Below are 19,736 nucleotides of genomic sequence, written 5' to 3'. Positions count from 1 at the left end.
CTATATTTTTATATAAATCTTCCTTTTATCCAACACATACGCCACCAGCCAGCACAGCATCGTGTAACAAATGGCAAATACCAGTGTACCAAAGGCACCCGGGAAAACGCGCTGGTAAAACACCTGGTTAATCCAATCGTAAAAGCTGAGCTTTGGGGCTACCCAAATGGTTTGAAAAATGGTTAGTAATAATTCCGACAGCAGATAAATGGCCAGCGAGTTCCTACCGAAAGTGAGGAAGAAACCGGTGCCGCGCTGTATCTTTTTAATTTCAATAGCAAATACCAGGAAACCCAGCAGTAACAGATCGATGCCTATGGTAAGCAGGGAAAACGAGCTTGTCCACAATTTTTTGGCTATCGGGAAAAATTGCGCCCAAAACAAAGCGGTGGCTATCAGCAACACACCGGCCATAAACAACGTTGCTACCGATTCGTAGTTTTTGCCCTTACGCTGTATAAACGCACCCGCCAAAAAGCCTCCTACTACGTTTACAATCCCGGTAAGAGTGCTTAGCAAGCCTTCGGGATCAAACGCGATGGGGCCACCTTTATCGTGGTATAGGTGATCGTTGCCCATCAACACAATATCCAGTTTGGTGCCGGCATTTCCCAGCATGGTGTACTCTTTACCGGCTTCGCCAAATACCAGCAGGAATGCCCAGTAACCTATTAAAAGTACTACAGATATGATAACAGCCGTTTTTTGCGAGCAATAATGCACAATCAAAGCGCCGAAGAAATAGCACAACGCGATGCGCTGCAATACGCCCATAATGCGGGTATGGCTTAGCGGATTAAACGCCCAGCCACCGGCTTCCCGGTGAAAAAACGGGAACCAGTACATCAGGTAGCCCAGCAAAAATATAATCACCGTTCTTTTAAAGATCTTGCCGATAAAGGCGGCATCAGTTTCAAACTTCTTTTTAGAGAAGCTGAGCGCGTTACCTACCGCGAATAAAAACGAGGGGAACACCAGGTCGGTTGGCGTAAAGCCGATCCATGGGGCATGGTCGAGCGGAGTCCACACATCCGCGCCCGAGCCTGGGGCGTTTACAATGATCATAAAACAGATGGTCATCCCGCGGAATACGTCCAGCGCCGTAAATCTTTCAGTTGTTAGTGCCATATTTTTCAGTTCAATCTTTAACAGTGGCGGTTAGGGTTTTAATAACACGACCGGCAGCAGGCTCGGCTACAATGCTTACATCAAGGGGTTGTTTACCATCCTCGTCATAAATGACAACCTGGTTCAGGCCGTTCTTCAGCCAGCATTCAGGAATATACAGGCTTTTCATATCCAGTTTTTCGGGGTAGCGCCCCAGGTTGTGCCCATTAACCCAGATAGAACCATGGCCCAGGTTTTTAGGATCGATGCGCCAGATGCAAGTTCTCCCGGCTGACAAATCAATATTAAAGCAACTACGGTAAAAGCAAGGTACCGAAGAGGCTTTACCTGCAAGCTTAGTCCAGCCTTTGGCTTCAAACGGGTTTCCCGGACCACCCTTTAACTGCCAGTTTTTTACGGCCTGCGCATCTCCGATTGCATTAATTTTTACCGGCTGATCAATACCGCCCTCGTTAGAGTAGTTTTCTATAAAAATCGATAAGTCGATCGGTTTTTTCAGCGTTGCAGCATCAGTAAGCGCCACCTCAAAAGGCTGGTTCCAGCCATCATGATGGGCTACCTGTTTGCCATTAATGAACACGGTAGCATTTTCATCTACACTTCTAAATAGCAGTTGAATTTTTGAAGTGCCGGCCGCCTGTTGAGGTATTATGGTATGGAACCAGGCAAAACCTTCCTTTTGGTTAAACACATCGTTACCAATTTTATACTTTTTGTAGGTAATGGTATCAAATGCCGGGGGACCATTTTTTACATCTTCTTTTTTTACTGCTTTTGTAAAATACCAGTTGCTCAGTTCGGTAATGAAGGGGCCGCCTTTTTTTATCATCGCATCGCCAAAAATGCCTTTGCTATCCACCTTATCAATTGGCCCAAGGTAAGCAGCAAGCTTATCCCTCCCATCGTGCGCCGCAAAAACGGTAAAAGTATGCCTGCCCTTTTTTAAATCGAACGATACTTCATTGGTGTTCAGTTCCCATTTTATGGCCGGTTTACCATCTACATAAGCCTGCCCACGGCCACCACCATTTACCTGTAAAGTATATTTACCGGTAGATGGAATGTTCAGCACTGTTTTATACCAGGCATCGGGTGATGTATCGCCATCGGCACCCATGGGTTGCGGGTTTATTGATTTAAGCCAACCTATAGTGCTATTGCCTGCGGGCGAGGGCTTTGCTCCCCAGTTATTTAAGGCTATGCTTTCGTCCTGGCCTTTTATTTTAATGGCAGGTACGTTTACAGCTATTGTTTCTTTATCTGTATAAACCAATACTTTACCGGCTTTTGCCCCTACAAGCGGATCTTCTATTGTCAATTTAAGCTGATTACCTTGCTTGCTCAAACCAGCCACATAGTTAGCGCCGCTGATAATAAATTGTTCGCCGTTAGCTTCGGTAATAAAGGTTTTATCTGTCCACTCCCGGTTCATGGCTAAAACGCGGATGGTTTGATTGCCATCAGTAAAACTAAATTCTAAAGGTTTTTCTATCGCAGGCATCGCCATATCAAGATCCACCTTATTGCCGCTAATTTTCAATCCCGGTGATTGGGTTGATGCAACGTTTCCATTGGTTGTAAAATGTAGCGACAAAGGCTCGTCTTGCTCGGCATCTAAGATGATCGTGGTTGTATTGTGCTGTTCTGCAATAGCGAACACTCTTGTGTTGGTCACATCAAGCGTAACACCAGGGCGTAATTTATAATTGCGAACTAATGGATAGATCTCGCCCGGTAAAACGCTCAAAGTATTCTGGGCATTATTCAGTTTAACTTTTACATGCTTCGATCCCGGATTATCTAAAAATACTAAATCGCCGGCTGGGCTGGTACGAGCCGATACTTTGATTGCTGTATCTATTACGACACTGTTGTATTTCGCCGTCGCGTCGGTACTATTCTCCAATACTTCCTGAAAGCTTCGTCCAAACAAAGCCGCGCGTTTAAAAGCATAATAAATTGGCCGCAGATCACCGGTCTGTCCTATGGCTGCGCCATAATCATAAGATGCGGCATCCTCATCATTATTGGTGTAACCAAAGTTCGATCCGCCATGTACCATGTAATAGTTATAGCCGTTTCCACCATGTGCTATAATTTTCCAGGTACGCCTGTCGTACAATTCCGCATCGCCCGGTTTGGCACCATACTGCGAATACCATACACTCCAAAACTCGGTAGAAAACCAAGGGTTGGGGCGTTTGGCATCATCAAGCTTACCGTCGCCTGCCGGGTCGCTGGCATGGTGTAAGCCGCTAAAAAAGTATGGCACCTGTAAACCCATTTTCAGCGCTTTACTTTGCAGGTGGGTAAAGTAACCATCGGGCATAGCGGTGCCCCAGCCTTTGGGATGTTCGTTCTCTAACTGAACCAGCACAACCGCCCCGCCTTTATTAATTTGCCTGCTGAACACAACAGGTAAAAGATGATCAAAAAACCTATCTACATATTGTTCAAAAGGCTTATTATCTTCCCGTACACTCAGTCCTTTTTTAAATTTAAGCCATATAGGATAGCCGCCGTTATCCCACTCGGCACAGTAATAAGGGCCAACGCGCACAATAGCATACATGTTTAACTGTTTAACCAGGTCTAAAAAATGGCCCAGATCCCGGTCGCCGGTAAAATTGAATTGGCCTTCCTTTTCCTCGTGAAAATTCCAGATAGTATAAATTTCGATGCAGTTAAAACCCGCACGTTTAATGCGCAAAAGCCTATCATACCAAAGTTCATGCGGTATACGGGCATACTCCAACCCGGCCGATACCAGGAAAGTGCGTTTGCCTTCAACTATAAAACCTTTACTATCAAAATTGATATAAGGTTTAGCCGCTGTCGATGCCGGGAAGATGTGGTCATTACTGCCCTGGCTGCGGGCAGTGGTGATGGTGAATAGTAAGATGATTAACAGGTAGTGGTATTTCATTTTTTTCATTGTAAATATGTCATCGCGGGGCATTTTTCAAATTCCCTCTCGAGTTCTGTTTTATTCTCTGTCAAATAGCGATGGGCTCGAAAGTTTTTTTCATTCCCTCCCAACGGGCTACTGTGTGTACACATCTTTTGTTATTTAACACATAAATAAAAAAACGTTGTCATTTCGAACGAACCGGGGGGGGATTGGGCGCTGGAGGTGAGGAGAAATCTTCTAAAAACGGACATTCGGCCATGCAAATCGTATAAGATTTCTCCTCGCGCCTCACGTTTCCCTACGCCCGCTCGTTCGAAATGACATTTTTCTTTATTATAAAAAGATGTGTACACACAGTAGCCCAACGGGAGGGGTGCAGTTGGGAATGAGCGCAAATGCAGGGAGGGGTTTCTAAAAGCGACCAGAAATTCGGTAGTGAATAGCTGATCAAACCCCTTCCTCCTCCTTCCCCTAGGAAGGAATCACACGTTCCCCCGTTCTTTTCAATATTTTGAACACTCATGCGACCCACCACTATTTCGCATAGAATGCAACAGCCCTGCTCTCGAGAGGGGGCGCGCTGGAATGAGCGTTGGCTGGGGTGTGTTTGCCAGCGTTCTTATCCGCACGTATAAACACATCCCTCCGCCCCTCTCAAGAGGGGATTCGCACACGCCCTCGCTTTTTTCTTATTTATATGCCTCCCCAATTACCGCGTTATACTTAGCAAACAGAGCCTTCGCCTTTTCAACAGCATCGCCTTTGGCAGCATCGGTGTAGGCATTATCATGTTTGTTAACCCAACTCCACTCCCAATCTTTTACCTGCTTATCAAATGCAGCGGCATCAAACTGAGCGCCGCTGGCCATCGCCTTACCTATCTGGTTAAAAAACAGTTCCCAGCGTGGTTTGTAATAGCCTTTTATTAAACCGGCCCATTGGCGGTTGGAGTATTCACGCAGGCCGCTTTCTTTATCGCCCCAAAGGGTAACCAGGTCGCGGGCGTTAAACTCGTACAGGTTCTTTTCTTTGTCGGTAATGCCGTTAGCACGGGCTTCGTTAATCCATTTGCCTAATAAAAAGTCCTTACGGGTGCTTAGCAGCGCATCCATATCGTCCATCAGTTCTAAAAACCGGCTGCTGTATAATTTAAACTGCTGCAAATCTTTACGCTGATAGGCATCCGCCATTTTCTGTTGCAGCGGACTGGCATAGTTAGCCAGCACCTGGCGGGTAACATCCACAATATCATAGTTAAAACCGTCGCTTTGTTTCAGGCTATCTGCAGCGTTGATGAGCAGGCCCCAGGCTTTTACCAGTTTAGCAGGATCATAGTCCAGTTTGGTTAACACCCTGTCGATAGATTTTTTAAAAGTTGGCCGGGCTACAATGATGGATTCCTGGCCGCCCTCGGTAAGGCCGCCGGCATAAACGGTATTCAATAATATATTCCAGGCGATTTTGGCATTTTGGTTATCAGCACCATAACGACGATGGGCGTAATCAGCCACCCAAGCATCGGCATCTATAGGGGTATCGCGCCAAACGTTTTCCAGCATCAGCTCAAACAGTGCCGGGTTTTGCTCAATACCTTCGGGCGTAACGCCTATGCCGCGCATGTTTTTTGATTCGGGATCATGCAGGGCAATTGCCGGGTCGGCAGCTACATGGCGCATCCGGCCAAACAGCGCTATGTTACCACCAAAGTTTTGCAACATACTCCATATCCATGGTTTGCCGTAATAGGCTTCGGTGCGGTTCCAAACCGGGTGGGCATCGCTGTACAGATCCAACACAATCATTTGCTCATTTGGCACCGCGTTTAACAGCGCCTTGATTTGCTGTGGCTGCCAGAATTTGTTGTTATAATGAAACATCCAGCCCTGCATTACCCAAACGGCTTTCGGATCGGCAGCGGCCATGGAGTTGAACACTTTTTTGCTCATTCCATCCAGATAGGTGGAATCATTGGTTGGCGGTACATTTTCGTTAAAGGTATCGGCCGAATACAGGTGATCGGTACCGAAAGCTTTAGTCTGAGCCTCTATATATTTTTTACCGATGGTTTCAAACATCGGATCATCGGGATCAAGAATATATACATCCGGAAAACCGGCATCCCAGTTGGTCTTTTTAACTTTTGCACCCGGAAATTTATCTTTAAACGATGCCGGTACGTGGCCTGTAAATGACGATAGCACCGGCGTCATCCCGAATGACCGCTCGCGCTCCAATATCTTTTTCTGCAAGTCTTTATGGCTATCTTTCCAATGCTGCGGCAGCGGACCACCCCAGGCATCTATATTGCCCATCCAAAACCACGAAAAATAAGCCGGTCCGCTAAAAAACTCGTCTAACTGTTTATCGGTAAAGCCCATGTCTTTATAAACATCCTGCCAAATGGCTTCTTCGCCGGTAATGGCCAGCGGCATATTGATACCGTTGAGGGCCATCCAGTCAATTTCTTTTTGCCAGCGGGCCCAATCCCACCAGGCCATGGTGTAATTAAAAGTGCAATAGTTAAGATAGTAGCGATATTGATAAGGCGTATTTTTGTGTATAGTGCCGCTTACCATAGGCAAAGTGGCAGGCAGGTTTAGGTTTGTACCATTCCAGCCGATATCGCAAAGGCAATAAGTTTTAAGGTAATAGTTTAATGCCGATGCTATGGAAAGGCCATTGTTGCCACGCAAAACAATCTTCCCATCTTTGCTGCTCAGCTCAAAAACATCTTTACCGTTTTCCTGCGGGATAGCTTCAATTACAAAAGCCCCTGCCTTACCCGGTATTACCCGGTTTATAAAGCTTATTGAAGCCTGCTGATCAACCTGCGCGCTTGCTTTAAAGCCAAACGCCGCTACCATAAAAATAAACAACCACTTTCTCATCAATGTATATTTGCTTAGATCTTCACTTTTAATATTTCATCGTAAAACGATCAATCTCTTTTAATTCCAATACCTATCATAGTCCAGAATAGGTAGCCGCTACGCGGCATTTTGCGTAGATGGTAATATTCTTTCTACAAATAGGTAGCCGCTATGCGGCAGACTACTATTTTTATAAATAACTTATTACACGCTTTAAACCAATCCTTTACAAAAAAGGGCACTTGAACCCAAACCAGATAGCTAACGCGCCGCAGCCAATTATTTAAAATGGCTTTCTGCCGCATAGCGGCTACCTATTTGTAGAAAAAATCATCCAAACGCTTTTTTGCTCCATAGGAGCTACCTATCTTCTATATAAGCTTTAAAAGAAATTTCGAGATAACAATAAAAGCCGGTAAACCAAATAGACTATTCATTAATAGGGGCTATTTGGTCACCGGCAAATTATCTATTTATAATTAAAAATTAGGGTTTTGAACCAATACGCCTTTACTCTTATCAATTTCCACCTGTGGCAGTGGGAAATAATAGTTTTTAGGGCGTTGGAAGGTTACTGTTTTTGATTGATCGATAGGAGCTTTTGAAACGGGCAGCGCGTATATAGCGGCTATATCAACAATTTTAACTTTATCCCAGCGCATCAAATCCTGGTGACGCTCGCCTTCACCGGCCAATTCAACACGGCGTTCGTGAATCAGCTCTTTCATACCTGCGCCAACAACCGGTTTCAATAATGGAGAGGCACGGTGACGGATCTGGTTTATTAAAGCATCACCTGCGCCGGCACCTTGTGTACGGATCAACGCTTCGGCTACCAACAGGTAAATATCTGCCGAACGCATTAATGGTACCGCGAAAGAGTGATCTACACCACCACCGGCAGCTGCCGTATTAAACACCGCGTATTTTTTAAAGGCAAAGCCTGTGGCCGACAGATCGGCGGTGAAAGTGGTTAAACCATTGCCATCGCCCAGGTCAACTTTATCGCCTACGCTTAGCAAGGTTGCTGCTTTGCGAGGGTCGTTTGCTTCAAACTCGTTGGCTAAACCTTGTAACGGTTGACTAAAACCATAGCCACCCCATGGCCTTGGGATATAGTAAACCGTAAAATCGTTTTGAACAACGTTTTGTACCGCCTGGATAGAAAACAATAACTCGGTGCTGGTTTCATTGGCACGGGTAAAGTTGTCAGTATAATTAGGAGCCAGGGCATAGGCCGGGTTTGCAATCAGTTTTTGCCCGGTAGCTATAGCTTCAGGAAGTTTCTCCCAATACATGTACAGTTTGGTTAATAAACCAAGCGCAGTGCCTTTACTTACACGACCATGTTCTGTTGCAGCATAAGTTTCAGGTAACAGGTCAACCGCTTTTAACAAATCAGATTCAATTTGTTTACGTACTTCTTCAATAGGCGATTTGGGTACGTTAAACAATTGTTTGCTGTAATCATCCTCGGTAATAATAGGGCAATCGCCATGAATAAGCATCATGCGCCAGTATCCAAATGCTCTTAAAAAATACGCCTCGCCCATGCTGCGGTTTTTAATATCGGCAGATATGGCGGTAATTTTAGGAATATTGATGATACAGTTGGTAGAGCGGTTAATTTCTTCGTAACGCCATTTGTACGGGTAACGGATAGCCGCGTTTGAGGCATCATAAGTTAAATTTTCAATAGCCTCATCTTCGCCGTGGTCTCCAGAACGCCAGTAATCGTCAGATGGAGTATCAAATGTAGCCTCGGCGTGGCCAATGTAATCTTCTTCTTCTAAAAGACTGTAAATACCGTTTACGGCCGTTACCGCGTCGGTTTCGTTACGAAAATAGTTGTCTGACGTATAAATACCCTGCTGTTTTAAATCGAGCGCCTTTTTACAAGCACTACCGCACAACACCACACCCAGGCCTATATATAATGATATTTTTAATTTCATGATTGTTTACAGTTTAACAGTTAAACCAAAAGTGATTGTCCTAACAGATGGGTATTGGGCCACATCAACACCACGCTGCAGGTTGCCGTTGGTATAACCCAACTCTGGCGTGTAGCCTTTGTATTTGGTGATGTAGAACAGGTTTTGCCCGGTTGCATATAACCTTACACCTTTAAGCGCCGCTTTTTTAGTCCAGGTTATAGGCAGGTTATAGCCCAGCGTGGCGTTTTTAAGACTTACATAGTTGCCGCTTTCCACAAACAGGTCTGATGTGCGGTAGTTATTGTTAGTAGGGTCGAGCGATAAGCGTGGAATAGAGTTGCTTGTACCTGGTCCTGTCCAGCGTTTTAAATCTTCGGCATACAGGTTAAACGGATAAGTCGGATCTAAGCCCTGCATCCTATCGGCATTGTAAAGGCTTACACCAAATACACCGGTAAAGTTTAAAGCCAAATCAAAACCTTTGTAGGATATGCTTCCCTGCAAACCAGCGGTAACATTCGGGTTAGGATTGCCCAGTGTGGTACGGTCATTACCGTCAATCAATCCATCGCCGTTTAAATCGCGAAAACGTACATCGCCGGGGCGGATGTTAGCTTTATTAGGGTCATTTTTCAATCCCGGATCGGCATCAATCTCTGCCTGGGTTTGATACAAGCCATTGGTTTTCCATCCGTAGAAAGAAGCGATTGGCTGCCCCTGGTAGGTTCTTGAAATTTCCTGGTTTGAACGACCGTAAAACGTTGATTGAATGAAAGTACCCACACCGTTAAGCTGCGTTACCTTATTTTTAATGAACGACGCGTTTGCACCAATAGAGTATTTTACTTTATTGTTACCGCCCTGGTAGTTTACATCAACCTCAACACCTTTATTGTTCATGGTACCGATGTTTTGGTTAGGGATAGATACCGAACCGTAGGTACTTACCAACGGAGGCGAGATCAACATATCCTTGGTGTTTTTGTTAAACCAGGTAATAGTTGTACTTAACTGATTATTTAAAAAGCCTGCATCCAAAGTAATGTTGGTCATGGCGGCGCGCTCCCAGGTAATATTTGAGTTGGCAATGCTGCTTACAGCCGCGCCACTTACGCCGGTACCACCAAAGGTATAGCCGTTGTTTTCATAAGTGCTGCCGATTTTTATCAGGCTTAAGTACTGGAACGGATCAACGTTTTGGTTACCCAATTCGCCGTAACCGCCGGTTAACTTAAGATTGCTTATCCAGCTGATGTTTTTGATAAACTGTTCGTTTGATAACCTCCAGCCTACAGAGAATGCAGGGAAGTATCCCCATTGTTTACCAGGGGCAAATTTTGATGAACCATCTGCACGGAAGGTTACAGTTGCCAAAAAGCGGCTATCGAAATCATAAAACAACCTTGCGAAACCCGATTGTAACGACGATGGCCTTACCAACAGGTTTGAGTTGTATTGCAAGTTACCCTGGTTAAGCACACGCTGGTCAGCATCGGTATCGCTATAGCCTATACGCTGGGCGTTAAAACCAAAATCATTAAAGTTTTGGTATGAGTAACCACCGGTAAAGGTTACATGGCTTTTACCAAATACTTTATCGTAGGTAAGGAACGACTCTAACAATTGTGAAGAAACTTCCTCTTCGGCCTGGGTTAAGGTAGATGTAGGGTTTTGCCTGATCTGGTTAACATCAGCAATGCTAAAGTTATAATTGCGGATCAGCGAACCATCAAACGCGTAGTTCACCCTTAATTTCAGTTCCTTTAAAAACGAAATTTCGGCAAAGGCGTTGGCAAGCGCGCGGTATTTTTTGGTGTATTTATCAGTTTCCTGAATAGTAGCATACGGGCTGTTGATATCACCTAATTGCGAGTTGGCCCTGGCTGTACCATAAGTACCATCAGGATTAACCAAAGGGATAGCGGGATTAAAACGTAAAGCCGAGAAGATTAAACCGGTTTGCGAATCGTTGTTATTAAAGCCGTTTTGATTGCCGTATGATAACTGGATGTTTTCGCCCAGTTTAAACCACGAGGTAACCTTATGTTCGGAGTTGATACGGGTTACGTAACGTTTAAAGTTACTTTTATCAATAATCCCATCCTCGTTGTAAATAGAACTTGAAAAGTAATAGCTCGATTGCTCGTTACCACCGTTAATGCTTACATCGCCATTGGTTACATGCCCTGTACCCATAATGGCACGTTGCCAATCGGTACGCTGGGTGGCGTAATACGTATCATTCCATGGGGCACCTATCGGCTGTCCGTCATTGGTATAGCGCTCCCTTTTCAATTTATACAAATCGGGCGCGGTAAGTACATCAATATATTTGGTTGTATTTGAAAAGCCGTTGTAAAAGTTAACCGAAGTGGCTAATTTTTGGTTGTAAGTACCTTTTTTGGTAGTTACCAGCACTACACCATTAGCAGCACGGGTACCGTAAATGGCACTTGATGAAGCGTCTTTCAAAATGTCGACAGATGCAATATCATTCGGGTTGATATCGCTCAACGCGTCGGGGTTGCTGGTTGGCACACCGTCAATTACTATCAGCGGATCGGCGTTATTAACGGTACCTGTACCACGGATGCGGATACTTGGCGCTGCACCCGGTGAACCATCATTACGCACAATGTTTACACCACTTGCACGGCCATCTAAAGCTTGCGCGGCAGATGCTACCGGCAGGTTTTGAATATCGGCACCTTTAACGCTGGCTACGGCACCTGTTACATCAATCTTTTTGCTGGTACCATAACCAACCACAACAACTTCTGTTAAGGCCGATGGCAGGGCAGCAAGGGTAATTGATAAAGGCTGATCGCCGGTTACGGTAACTGTTTTTTTCTCAAACCCGATGTAACTAAACTCCAGCACGCCATTTACAGGCGCGTTGATTACAAAGTTACCGTTGATATCCGTGGTAACGCCAAGGTTGGTACCCTGCAGCCTGATGTTTACGCCAATAAGCGCTTCGCCCTTGGCATCAACAACCTTACCTTTTACCAATAACAGCGCGTTTGCATTATCGGGGGTTGATATGATCACTACATGATCTTCGCCCATTTTATAGGGCAGCTTATTATCCATAAGCTCGGCAAGCACCTGCTCAATGGTGGCGTCTTTTACATCAAGGTTAACCTTGCCCAGTTTTTTGATAGAAGCGTAGTTGTAAAAGAAGCGGTAATCGCTTTGTTTTTGAATTTTGGTAAGAATACTGCTTACATCGGTCTGTTTTACGTTGAGTGTAAATTTTTGCTGCGAGAAAACGCTGGCCGAAACCTGCAAACACGAAACCAGGACGATAAAGAAAATTGCTTTCATGAGCAAGACAACTTTAAGGCATAAAGAGGCACCAGGACGAGCAAATGCCGTTCTTGTTTTTTTCATTACATTTGTTTTGAAAATTAATGGATGGAGTAAACGGCCCTTGGAAAGTAGCTTACTCCTGTTGATAAATCCTATTTTTACAGGGAAGAGTTTGCAGCTCTTCCTTTGTTATTTAATATTGATTTTCAAGAATCTGGCAAGTAATTGTTTAAAATCATAAGCTGTTATTTAGGGTTAATTAATTTGTTATTATCATTTACGGGCCAGGTATACTACACTCCCCTCAAACCTGTATTTAAAAGGCGTGGTTTGCGCCATAATTTGCATGGCGGTTTGCAGGCTTTCTTTATCCAACAAGCCACTTATCTGCTCATTCTTTAAATCGGCGCTTTCAAACACCACCTGTACATTGTACTTACGTTCTATTTGTTTGGCAACATCCTCAAACGGATCATTGGTAAACAAAATGCGGTTGTCTAACCACGCCGTTTCTTTAACCTCTTCGGGCTTTACATCGGGCAGGGCCGACACCTGGTATTCAATTTTATTTTGTTTTGGATTATTCGCCGCTAAAATTTTAGCAGGCTGATTTATTACCACCAATTTTTCATTTGGTACCAACACAATAGTTTTCTCGGGACTGTTGGCAAGCTGTACCTGTACTTTACCCTGCAACAAGGTGGTTTCGGTGGTTTTATCGTTATTGTAAGCTTTTACATTAAATACTGTACCTAATACCCTAACGGTAAGTTTATTGGTATGCACTAAAAAAGGATGTTTAGGATTCTTTGTCACTTCAAAAAAGCCTTCGCCTACAAGGCTCACATCGCGGGTTGTTTGGGTAAAATTATTGGGGTAAGTAAATGTACTGCCGGCATTTAACGTAACCTTTGTGCCATCACCCAAAACCAAATGACGCGTAGCGCCATACGGCACCTTAATTTGCTGCATCACCGCGCCTATTAATTCTGTTTCCTTTTTCTTGCTCAGTATATAAAACACGCCGGCGAAGGCAAATAGTAAAATAGCGGCGGCAGCAGCCCAGCCCCACCTGAAACCGGTAATCACTTTTGGCTCGGGGTACTCTTCAACGGAATCATCGGCTGCTTTAATCTTTGTCCAGATGTTGTTTAAATTTTTGTTTAGTCCATCTTCGGCTACCGGGCCTGTAGCGGGGATATCACTTTTCAGTTCATCAGTTAACTGCGGAAGTCTGTTATATTCGGGGAATTTTTCAAGAAATAGCTCCAGTTCGGCCAGCTCGGCATCTGTTGCCGTTTTGCCCATGCTTTTAACCATAAGGTCAATAAATCTGGATTTGCTCATGCGGATAATTGGTTGTTAATATCATAAGGACACAACAAGCAACCGTTTTTCTCAAAAGAAATTAAAATATTTTTTCGGGGAGATAAATTGTAACAGATCAGCCTACCGGGAATCCAGCGCCTCATCCAGTTTTTCGAGCGCGATACGCAACTGACCGAATACCGTTTTGTTGGAAAGACCAAGAATATCGGCAACCTCATTGCATGACAGATCATCCTCCTTTACCATTTTGAAGACGAGCTTGCAGCGCGGCGGGAGGTTATTTACGGCAGTTAGTATCCTTGCGGTTAGTTCCTTGCCAATAAGTAATTGTGATGGATCGGGAGATTGGATAGTGTAGTGGATGTCGGTTAGCTCTTCCTTTCGTTTCTCGAAAGTATTATTGCCGCGGCCGTGGTTAAGACAAGCATTTTTTACGCTCACGTATAAATAAACCTTGGGGTTATAAACCCTATCTAACTTGTGCCTGCCGAGCCACAGGTTTACAAATATATCGTTCACTATTTCTTCGCATATCGCCTTATCATCCAGAAACGAAAAAGCGAACTGCACCAGTTTTTTAACCAGCAATCTGTAGAGTTTATTAAACGCGTCTTCATCGTTATTGCAGATGAATGATACAAGCTTCTTAATCTCTAAGTCTTTCAATTAAAATTTTGTCAGTGTGAATCAACTGCCCAAATATAAGACAATTTAGGGTTGGGAAATGAATGAGTGTTAAGACCGATTTACACTATGTATTCGCACTTATACCACAACCAGCCTTCTTTTATTTTTTTGATTTTGAGTTAACAGTGTTGGGAACGAGAATAAGCCTGCCGGTGGTATCTTTGCCGGCGGCGTACCATAGCCGGTTCGCAAAAAAATAATCATATACGCCGAGTTTTATCCGGGGATATACTCCTTTCATCGGATACTTTTTTGTATTTCCAATACCGTCATACATTGCGGCAACGGTATCCATTATCTTAGTTTCATTATAAAATATATGCTGAGTTTTATCAAATTTCAGCAACGTGTAACTGCTCTTGTCAAAACTCTTTTTCGGTTTGTTTGATTTTACCAGATCTCTGATGTGCAATGCCAGCTGATAATTATCAGCGGTTTTACCAGATAATTTTAAATGAAGTTGATACAAACCGTATTCGCCTGGCATTTCATATTCATTAACAGATAATATCTCCATCAATACACAAAATTTACCCTTATCAACTCCGAGCAATAGCACATTGTCATACCCTTGGTCTGAACCACCCCGTGGACTATAAACAATTTCTAAAATATCATTGCTAAGGTGATGTACTTTCGCCAGGCCAGAGAAATCCCCTATAACTAAATGATCGCCCGGAATATCGATATGAAATACGTGTCCATTAAAAGGCTTTTCCCACAGGCTGATCTTTGCGGGATGTCCGTCAAATGAGTTGATAGTATAAATCCTGGTGTCGTAAGAAAATGTATCTCCATATGCAATCGACTTCCGGGTAATTACCGACGACGCTTCTTTACTTAGTTCCTTTTCAAACGCTTTTTCTTTTTCGGGTGTATCGCCAATATACTTCCATAGCTGCGCATGTGCTTTATTATTTCCGACATAAAAAATCAATAAGCATAAGATAATTGAAATTCGGTTTATGGGTATCATTGGTTCATCTCTGGGATATAAATTTAACTATTAAAACTGCAACAAAAAAGCCGCTCTACTTTCCGTAAAGCGACTTTTTTTCAAATTTTCATATTACAGCCAACCACGTTGCTCGTTGCGAAACCTCTCTTAATTTAGAATATTTCAACGCTCCGTTAACCAATTATAAAAATCCGGCCAGTCGGCGTTCCATTGCTTTTCATTATGGCTGGCTCCTTTTATAATCGTTACCGGCGAGTTTTTAAGTTTAATACCTTTTTGCTGCACAAAATTAGCCATCTTTTTCATGTCGCTTACCATCTGGTCGCTTTCTGCATCGCCGCATACAAAGTAGAAGCGGGATTTTTTATTGATTGACGTTTGTTTAGCCAGGTCATAAATTTGCGGCGCTATCCAAAAAGCCGGCGAAAATATCCCTGCATTGCCAAAAACATTGGGATATTTTATGGCGGCATACATCGATATCAACCCTCCCATGGAACTGCCCGCTACGGTTGTATATTTTGCCTGCTTTTTTGTGCGGTAATTTACATCGATATAAGGTTTTAGCGTTTTTACCAGAAACTCCGTATAATCTACGCCTCGTCCTTTTCCATACCGGGAATCGTAGGGATCGTACTCCGAAATCCGTTCGCTGCCGCCGTGGTCTATCCCTACAACTATGCATTCTTTACCCGGAGCAACTTTATCCAAAAACTCATCTATCCCCCACTCACCGTAGCCACTGCTATAAGTATCAAACAGGTTTTGGCCATCGTGCATGTAAATAACCGGGTATTTATTGGTCGACGATGTATAACCGGCCGGCAGATAAATCCAAACCCGGCGCTGCCTGCCCAGCTGCGGTATTTCAAATTTATCGCTGATGATATGTACCTGAGCCGTTGCTGTATGTTTCTTTTCGGCAACAGCAAAATTATCCTGCCAGCCGGCAACATCCACTATAACAGTAGTATCATTTGTAAGCGAAAGTGTTCGGTTATCAACGCTGCCTCCAGTGCTGGAACATTCAACAGCACCCCAGCTGCCGCGGGTTATTTTGTAGTTGTAAATTCCCTTTGCCAACGCCTTTAAAAGCATAAATCCTCCATTGCCATCAGCGCTCATTTTCCAGGCTGTATCCGCCGGGTTCCAGTTATTAAAACTCCCCGCCAGAAACAGCTGGTCGGACGCTGTTTTGAGCGGGGCGATTTTGCCCGATTTAAAAGAGATTTTCACCTGGCCTAAAAGCAAAAAACTTTGGCCGAAAACCAAAAACGCGCAGAAAAATATTTTTTTTATCATTATTAATTGTTTATCGAACAGTTATTTTCCGGGAACGTTCCCGGAAAATCGTTACATATTAGTAAAATTGCCTATTGTGTAATTTTGACACTCAGTTTGATGCAAATCTTTGTCAATTTGCAAATTTCCCATAAAAAACACTAAAAAATCATAAAAAATAGCACCTGGCAATAGTTTCGTTAAAGTTAACTATCACTTAATTATTTTAGTCAAAATTATCCTTTATATAAAATTTGCATTTATTATTTCTAAATGTAAATTAGTCACGTGCTGATAAAGCAAAAATACAAGACCAATTAATACCGGCTAATTAAGCCTTTTTTAATCACACAAACCCAAAAAGTAAATGAGAAAAAATTACTCTAAAAAGTACGTTCTTCTTTGTGCTTTCCTAATGATGTCTGTAATGGCATTTGCCCAAACCGGAAGCATAAAAGGTAAGGTATTAGACGAAACAAATCAGCCCCTACCAGGCGCAGCTGTGAGCGTTGATGGTACAACTACAGGTGCTACAACCGACGCAAACGGTAACTTTACTATTTCTGGCATAAAGACCGGGAACGTTACCGTAACTGCAAAATTCTTAGGCTATTTAGCACTAAAGAAAACAGTAACCGTAGCAAGTGGTACTGTTGAATTAAACTTTAGCCTGAAACCAGATAACCAAAACCTTAACGAAGTTGTAGTTGTTGGTTACGGAACACAGAAAAAGAAAGACCTTACCGGATCTGTTACCACCATTTCTTCTAAGGATTTCAACCAGGGACCGGTAACTACACCAGAGCAATTGATAACCGGTAAAGTATCGGGCGTACAAATTACTTCAAACAGCGGGCAACCGGGTTCTGGAAGTACAATCCGTATTCGCGGCGGTGCTTCGCTAAACGCCTCAAATGATCCTTTGATTGTTGTTGATGGTATCCCGCTTAGTAATAGTGGCATCAGCGGTGTATCAAATCCGTTAAGCTTAATCAATCCTAATGATATTGAATCATACAATATCCTTAAAGATGCCTCGGCTACCGCCATTTATGGTTCACGCGCGTCAAATGGTGTAATCATTATTACCACTAAAAAAGGCAAAGGTGACAGCAAAGTAACCATCAATTTTGATTCAAAAACAGCACTTTCAAAAGTGACCAAAGAAGTGAGTGTTTTATCGGCCGATCAGTTTCGTGCTGCGGTAAAGGCTCAAAGCCCAAGTCAGGCAAATTTGCTTGGTACAGCTAATACCGATTGGCAAAGCCTTATTTATCGTCCGGCATATACCTACGATAATAACTTAAGCATATCTGGCGGCGTTAAAGGTTTACCATATCGTTTGTCAATTGGTTACTTAGATCAGGATGGTATTGTTAAAACCGATAACTTAAAAAGAACCACAGCTACTTTTAACGTAAGTCACGATTTTTTACATAACAGCTTAAAAGTTGACCTTACATTAAAAGGTAGCTTTACTAAAAGTAATTTTGCAGCCGGCGCTATTGGCAATGCTATCGGTTTTGATCCAACCCAGTCAGTTTATTCAAACGACAAAACCAAATATGGTGGCTATTTTGAATGGCTTGACAGCAGCGGCAACCCAAATACGCTTGCACCGCGCAACCCTGTTGGTTTGCTTAATGAACAAAGTGCAGTTGGCAAAAGCTCAAGAGGTATTGGAACTTTAAATGTTAATTATGTATTCCCGTTTTTAAAAGAGTTACAATTTAACGCAACAGCCGGTGGCGATCTTGCAGATGGTCATGGTGATACATTTATCCCGGCTACCGCGGCATCTAACTTTTTACAAGGCGGTTCATATTCTGCTTACACAAGCGAAATATACACTTACAATACCGATTATTACTTGAAGTATACTAAAGACCTTAGAGATATCAATAGCCATATTGAATTACAGGGTGGTTACTCATACCAGTACTTCAATACCTATTATAAAACTTTTCAGGGTTACAAGGCTGATAAAACCACACCTGTGGGTACGCCTCCTACCCCATCATTTGGTCAATACTATATCGAATCGCCTTTCGCGCGTTTAAATTACTCCTTTAACGATAAATATTTGCTAACCGCAACCATCAGGGATGACCGTTCATCACGCTTCTCTGATTTACACAGAAACGGTTATTTCCCCTCTGTAGCTTTTGCATGGCGTGCAAAGGAAGAATCATTTCTTAAAAGTGTTGATTTCTTATCTGATTTAAAATTCAGGGCCAGCTACGGTATTACCGGCCAGCAGGATATTGGCAGCTACTTCCCTTACCTTGCTGTTTATGAGCCAAGCAATAGCGCAGCGCAATACCAGTTTGGAAACACTTTTTATAACACCCTAAGATCTGACGCCTATAACGCCAACCTGAAGTGGGAATCAACTGCTACCACCAATATTGGTTTGGATTTTGGTTTCCTAAACGGACGAGTTAACGGAACCATTGATGTTTATAACAAGAAAACCAAAGATCTGTTAATATACACTCCAATACCTGCCGGTACCAATCTAAGCAATTATATTAATGCAAACATTGGTAACCTAACTACAAAAGGTATTGATTTTAACATCAATTACGTTGCTATCACCACAAAAGATATCAACTGGACTTTAGGTTATAACATTTCACTTAACCAAAGAAAAATCACCAATATATCTTTAACCGGCGATCCTAACCAAACCATAGCTGTAACAGGCATTCCGGGTGGCGTAGGTAATACTATTGGTTTATATAAAGCTGGTCAAAATCCAGGTGTATTTTACGTTTATCAACAAGTTTATGACCAAAACGGCCAGCCACTTGAAGGTGTATATGTTGACAGGAACAAAAATGGCAGCACGGTTGATGATAAGTACCTATACAAACAATCAGACCCTAAAGTATTTATGGGCTTTAACTCAAACTTTAGCTACAAACAATGGAATTTAGGTTTCAGCGCACGTGCCAATCTGGGTAACTACCTGTACAATGCTCAAGCAGCCGCAAACGGTGCTTACGCAGGTTTAAAATTCTCTGGCTACCTGGGTAATTTGCCATCAAGCGTGTTACAAACTCAATTTCAGCAATATCAGCTATACTCTGATTATTATGTAGAGAACGCATCATTTGTGCGTATGGATTATGCAACATTAGGCTATACCTTCCCTATCAAGGGCGCGCACAACTTAAGGGCATCGTTCAACGTAAATAATGTTTTTGTAATAACCAAGTATAAAGGCCTTGATCCTGAAATTAATGGCGGCGTAGATAATAATTTTTACCCACGTCCAAGAGTGTATACCCTCGGTTTAAACCTGAGTTTATAATTTCATA

General features: G+C 43.1%; 10 protein-coding genes. 1 reads left to right on the top strand and 9 read right to left on the bottom strand.

Annotated features, from left to right (window positions below):
- The 9 genes from QWZ17_RS19700 to QWZ17_RS19660 form a co-directional block, all read right to left on the bottom strand.
- Window positions 1–1,128 carry an acyltransferase family protein gene (locus QWZ17_RS19700; RefSeq protein WP_290307015.1) on the bottom strand — a complete coding sequence of 376 codons (1,128 nt, stop codon included), beginning with the start codon at window positions 1,126–1,128 and terminating at the stop codon, window positions 1–3.
- A 10-nt stretch (window positions 1,129–1,138) separates the two neighbouring features.
- On the bottom strand, window positions 1,139–4,063 hold the full coding sequence (locus QWZ17_RS19695) for a beta-galactosidase (RefSeq protein WP_290307014.1): 2,925 nt from the start codon (window positions 4,061–4,063) through the stop codon (window positions 1,139–1,141).
- A gap of 665 nt (window positions 4,064–4,728) precedes the next feature.
- Window positions 4,729–6,927: an alpha-N-acetylglucosaminidase gene (locus QWZ17_RS19690; protein WP_290307013.1), complete on the bottom strand. Its 2,199-nt coding sequence runs from the start codon at window positions 6,925–6,927 to the stop codon at window positions 4,729–4,731.
- A 461-nt stretch (window positions 6,928–7,388) separates the two neighbouring features.
- Window positions 7,389–8,864, bottom strand: a complete 1,476-nt coding sequence (locus QWZ17_RS19685) for a RagB/SusD family nutrient uptake outer membrane protein (RefSeq protein WP_290307012.1) — start codon at window positions 8,862–8,864, stop codon at window positions 7,389–7,391.
- Window positions 8,865–8,870: 6 nt separating this feature from the next.
- A complete protein-coding gene (locus tag QWZ17_RS19680; RefSeq protein ID WP_290307011.1) occupies window positions 8,871–12,239 on the bottom strand; it encodes a TonB-dependent receptor in 3,369 nt (1,122 codons plus the stop codon).
- A gap of 192 nt (window positions 12,240–12,431) precedes the next feature.
- Window positions 12,432–13,505 carry a FecR family protein gene (locus tag QWZ17_RS19675; RefSeq protein WP_290307010.1) on the bottom strand — a complete coding sequence of 358 codons (1,074 nt, stop codon included), beginning with the start codon at window positions 13,503–13,505 and terminating at the stop codon, window positions 12,432–12,434.
- Between the two features lie 102 nt (window positions 13,506–13,607).
- Window positions 13,608–14,153 (bottom strand): RNA polymerase sigma-70 factor, encoded by a 546-nt coding sequence (locus QWZ17_RS19670; protein WP_290307009.1) that lies wholly within the window; start codon window positions 14,151–14,153, stop codon window positions 13,608–13,610.
- Window positions 14,154–14,274: 121 nt separating this feature from the next.
- Window positions 14,275–15,150 carry a hypothetical protein gene (locus QWZ17_RS19665; RefSeq protein WP_290307008.1) on the bottom strand — a complete coding sequence of 292 codons (876 nt, stop codon included), beginning with the start codon at window positions 15,148–15,150 and terminating at the stop codon, window positions 14,275–14,277.
- Between the two features lie 144 nt (window positions 15,151–15,294).
- A complete protein-coding gene (locus QWZ17_RS19660) occupies window positions 15,295–16,434 on the bottom strand; it encodes an alpha/beta hydrolase-fold protein (protein WP_290307007.1) in 1,140 nt (379 codons plus the stop codon).
- A 346-nt stretch (window positions 16,435–16,780) separates the two neighbouring features.
- On the opposite strand from QWZ17_RS19660, the gene QWZ17_RS19655 reads away from it, so the two are divergent.
- Window positions 16,781–19,729, top strand: coding sequence for a SusC/RagA family TonB-linked outer membrane protein (locus QWZ17_RS19655; RefSeq protein ID WP_290307006.1), 2,949 nt, complete (start codon window positions 16,781–16,783; stop codon window positions 19,727–19,729).
- Window positions 19,730–19,736 lie beyond the last annotated feature (7 nt).

It is taken from the genome of Mucilaginibacter flavus, assembly GCF_030409315.1.
GTDB classification, from domain to species: Bacteria; Bacteroidota; Bacteroidia; order Sphingobacteriales; family Sphingobacteriaceae; genus Mucilaginibacter; species Mucilaginibacter flavus.
The sequence above is the reverse complement of the archived record's forward strand: the minus strand, read 5'-3'. Positions and strand labels throughout refer to the sequence as shown.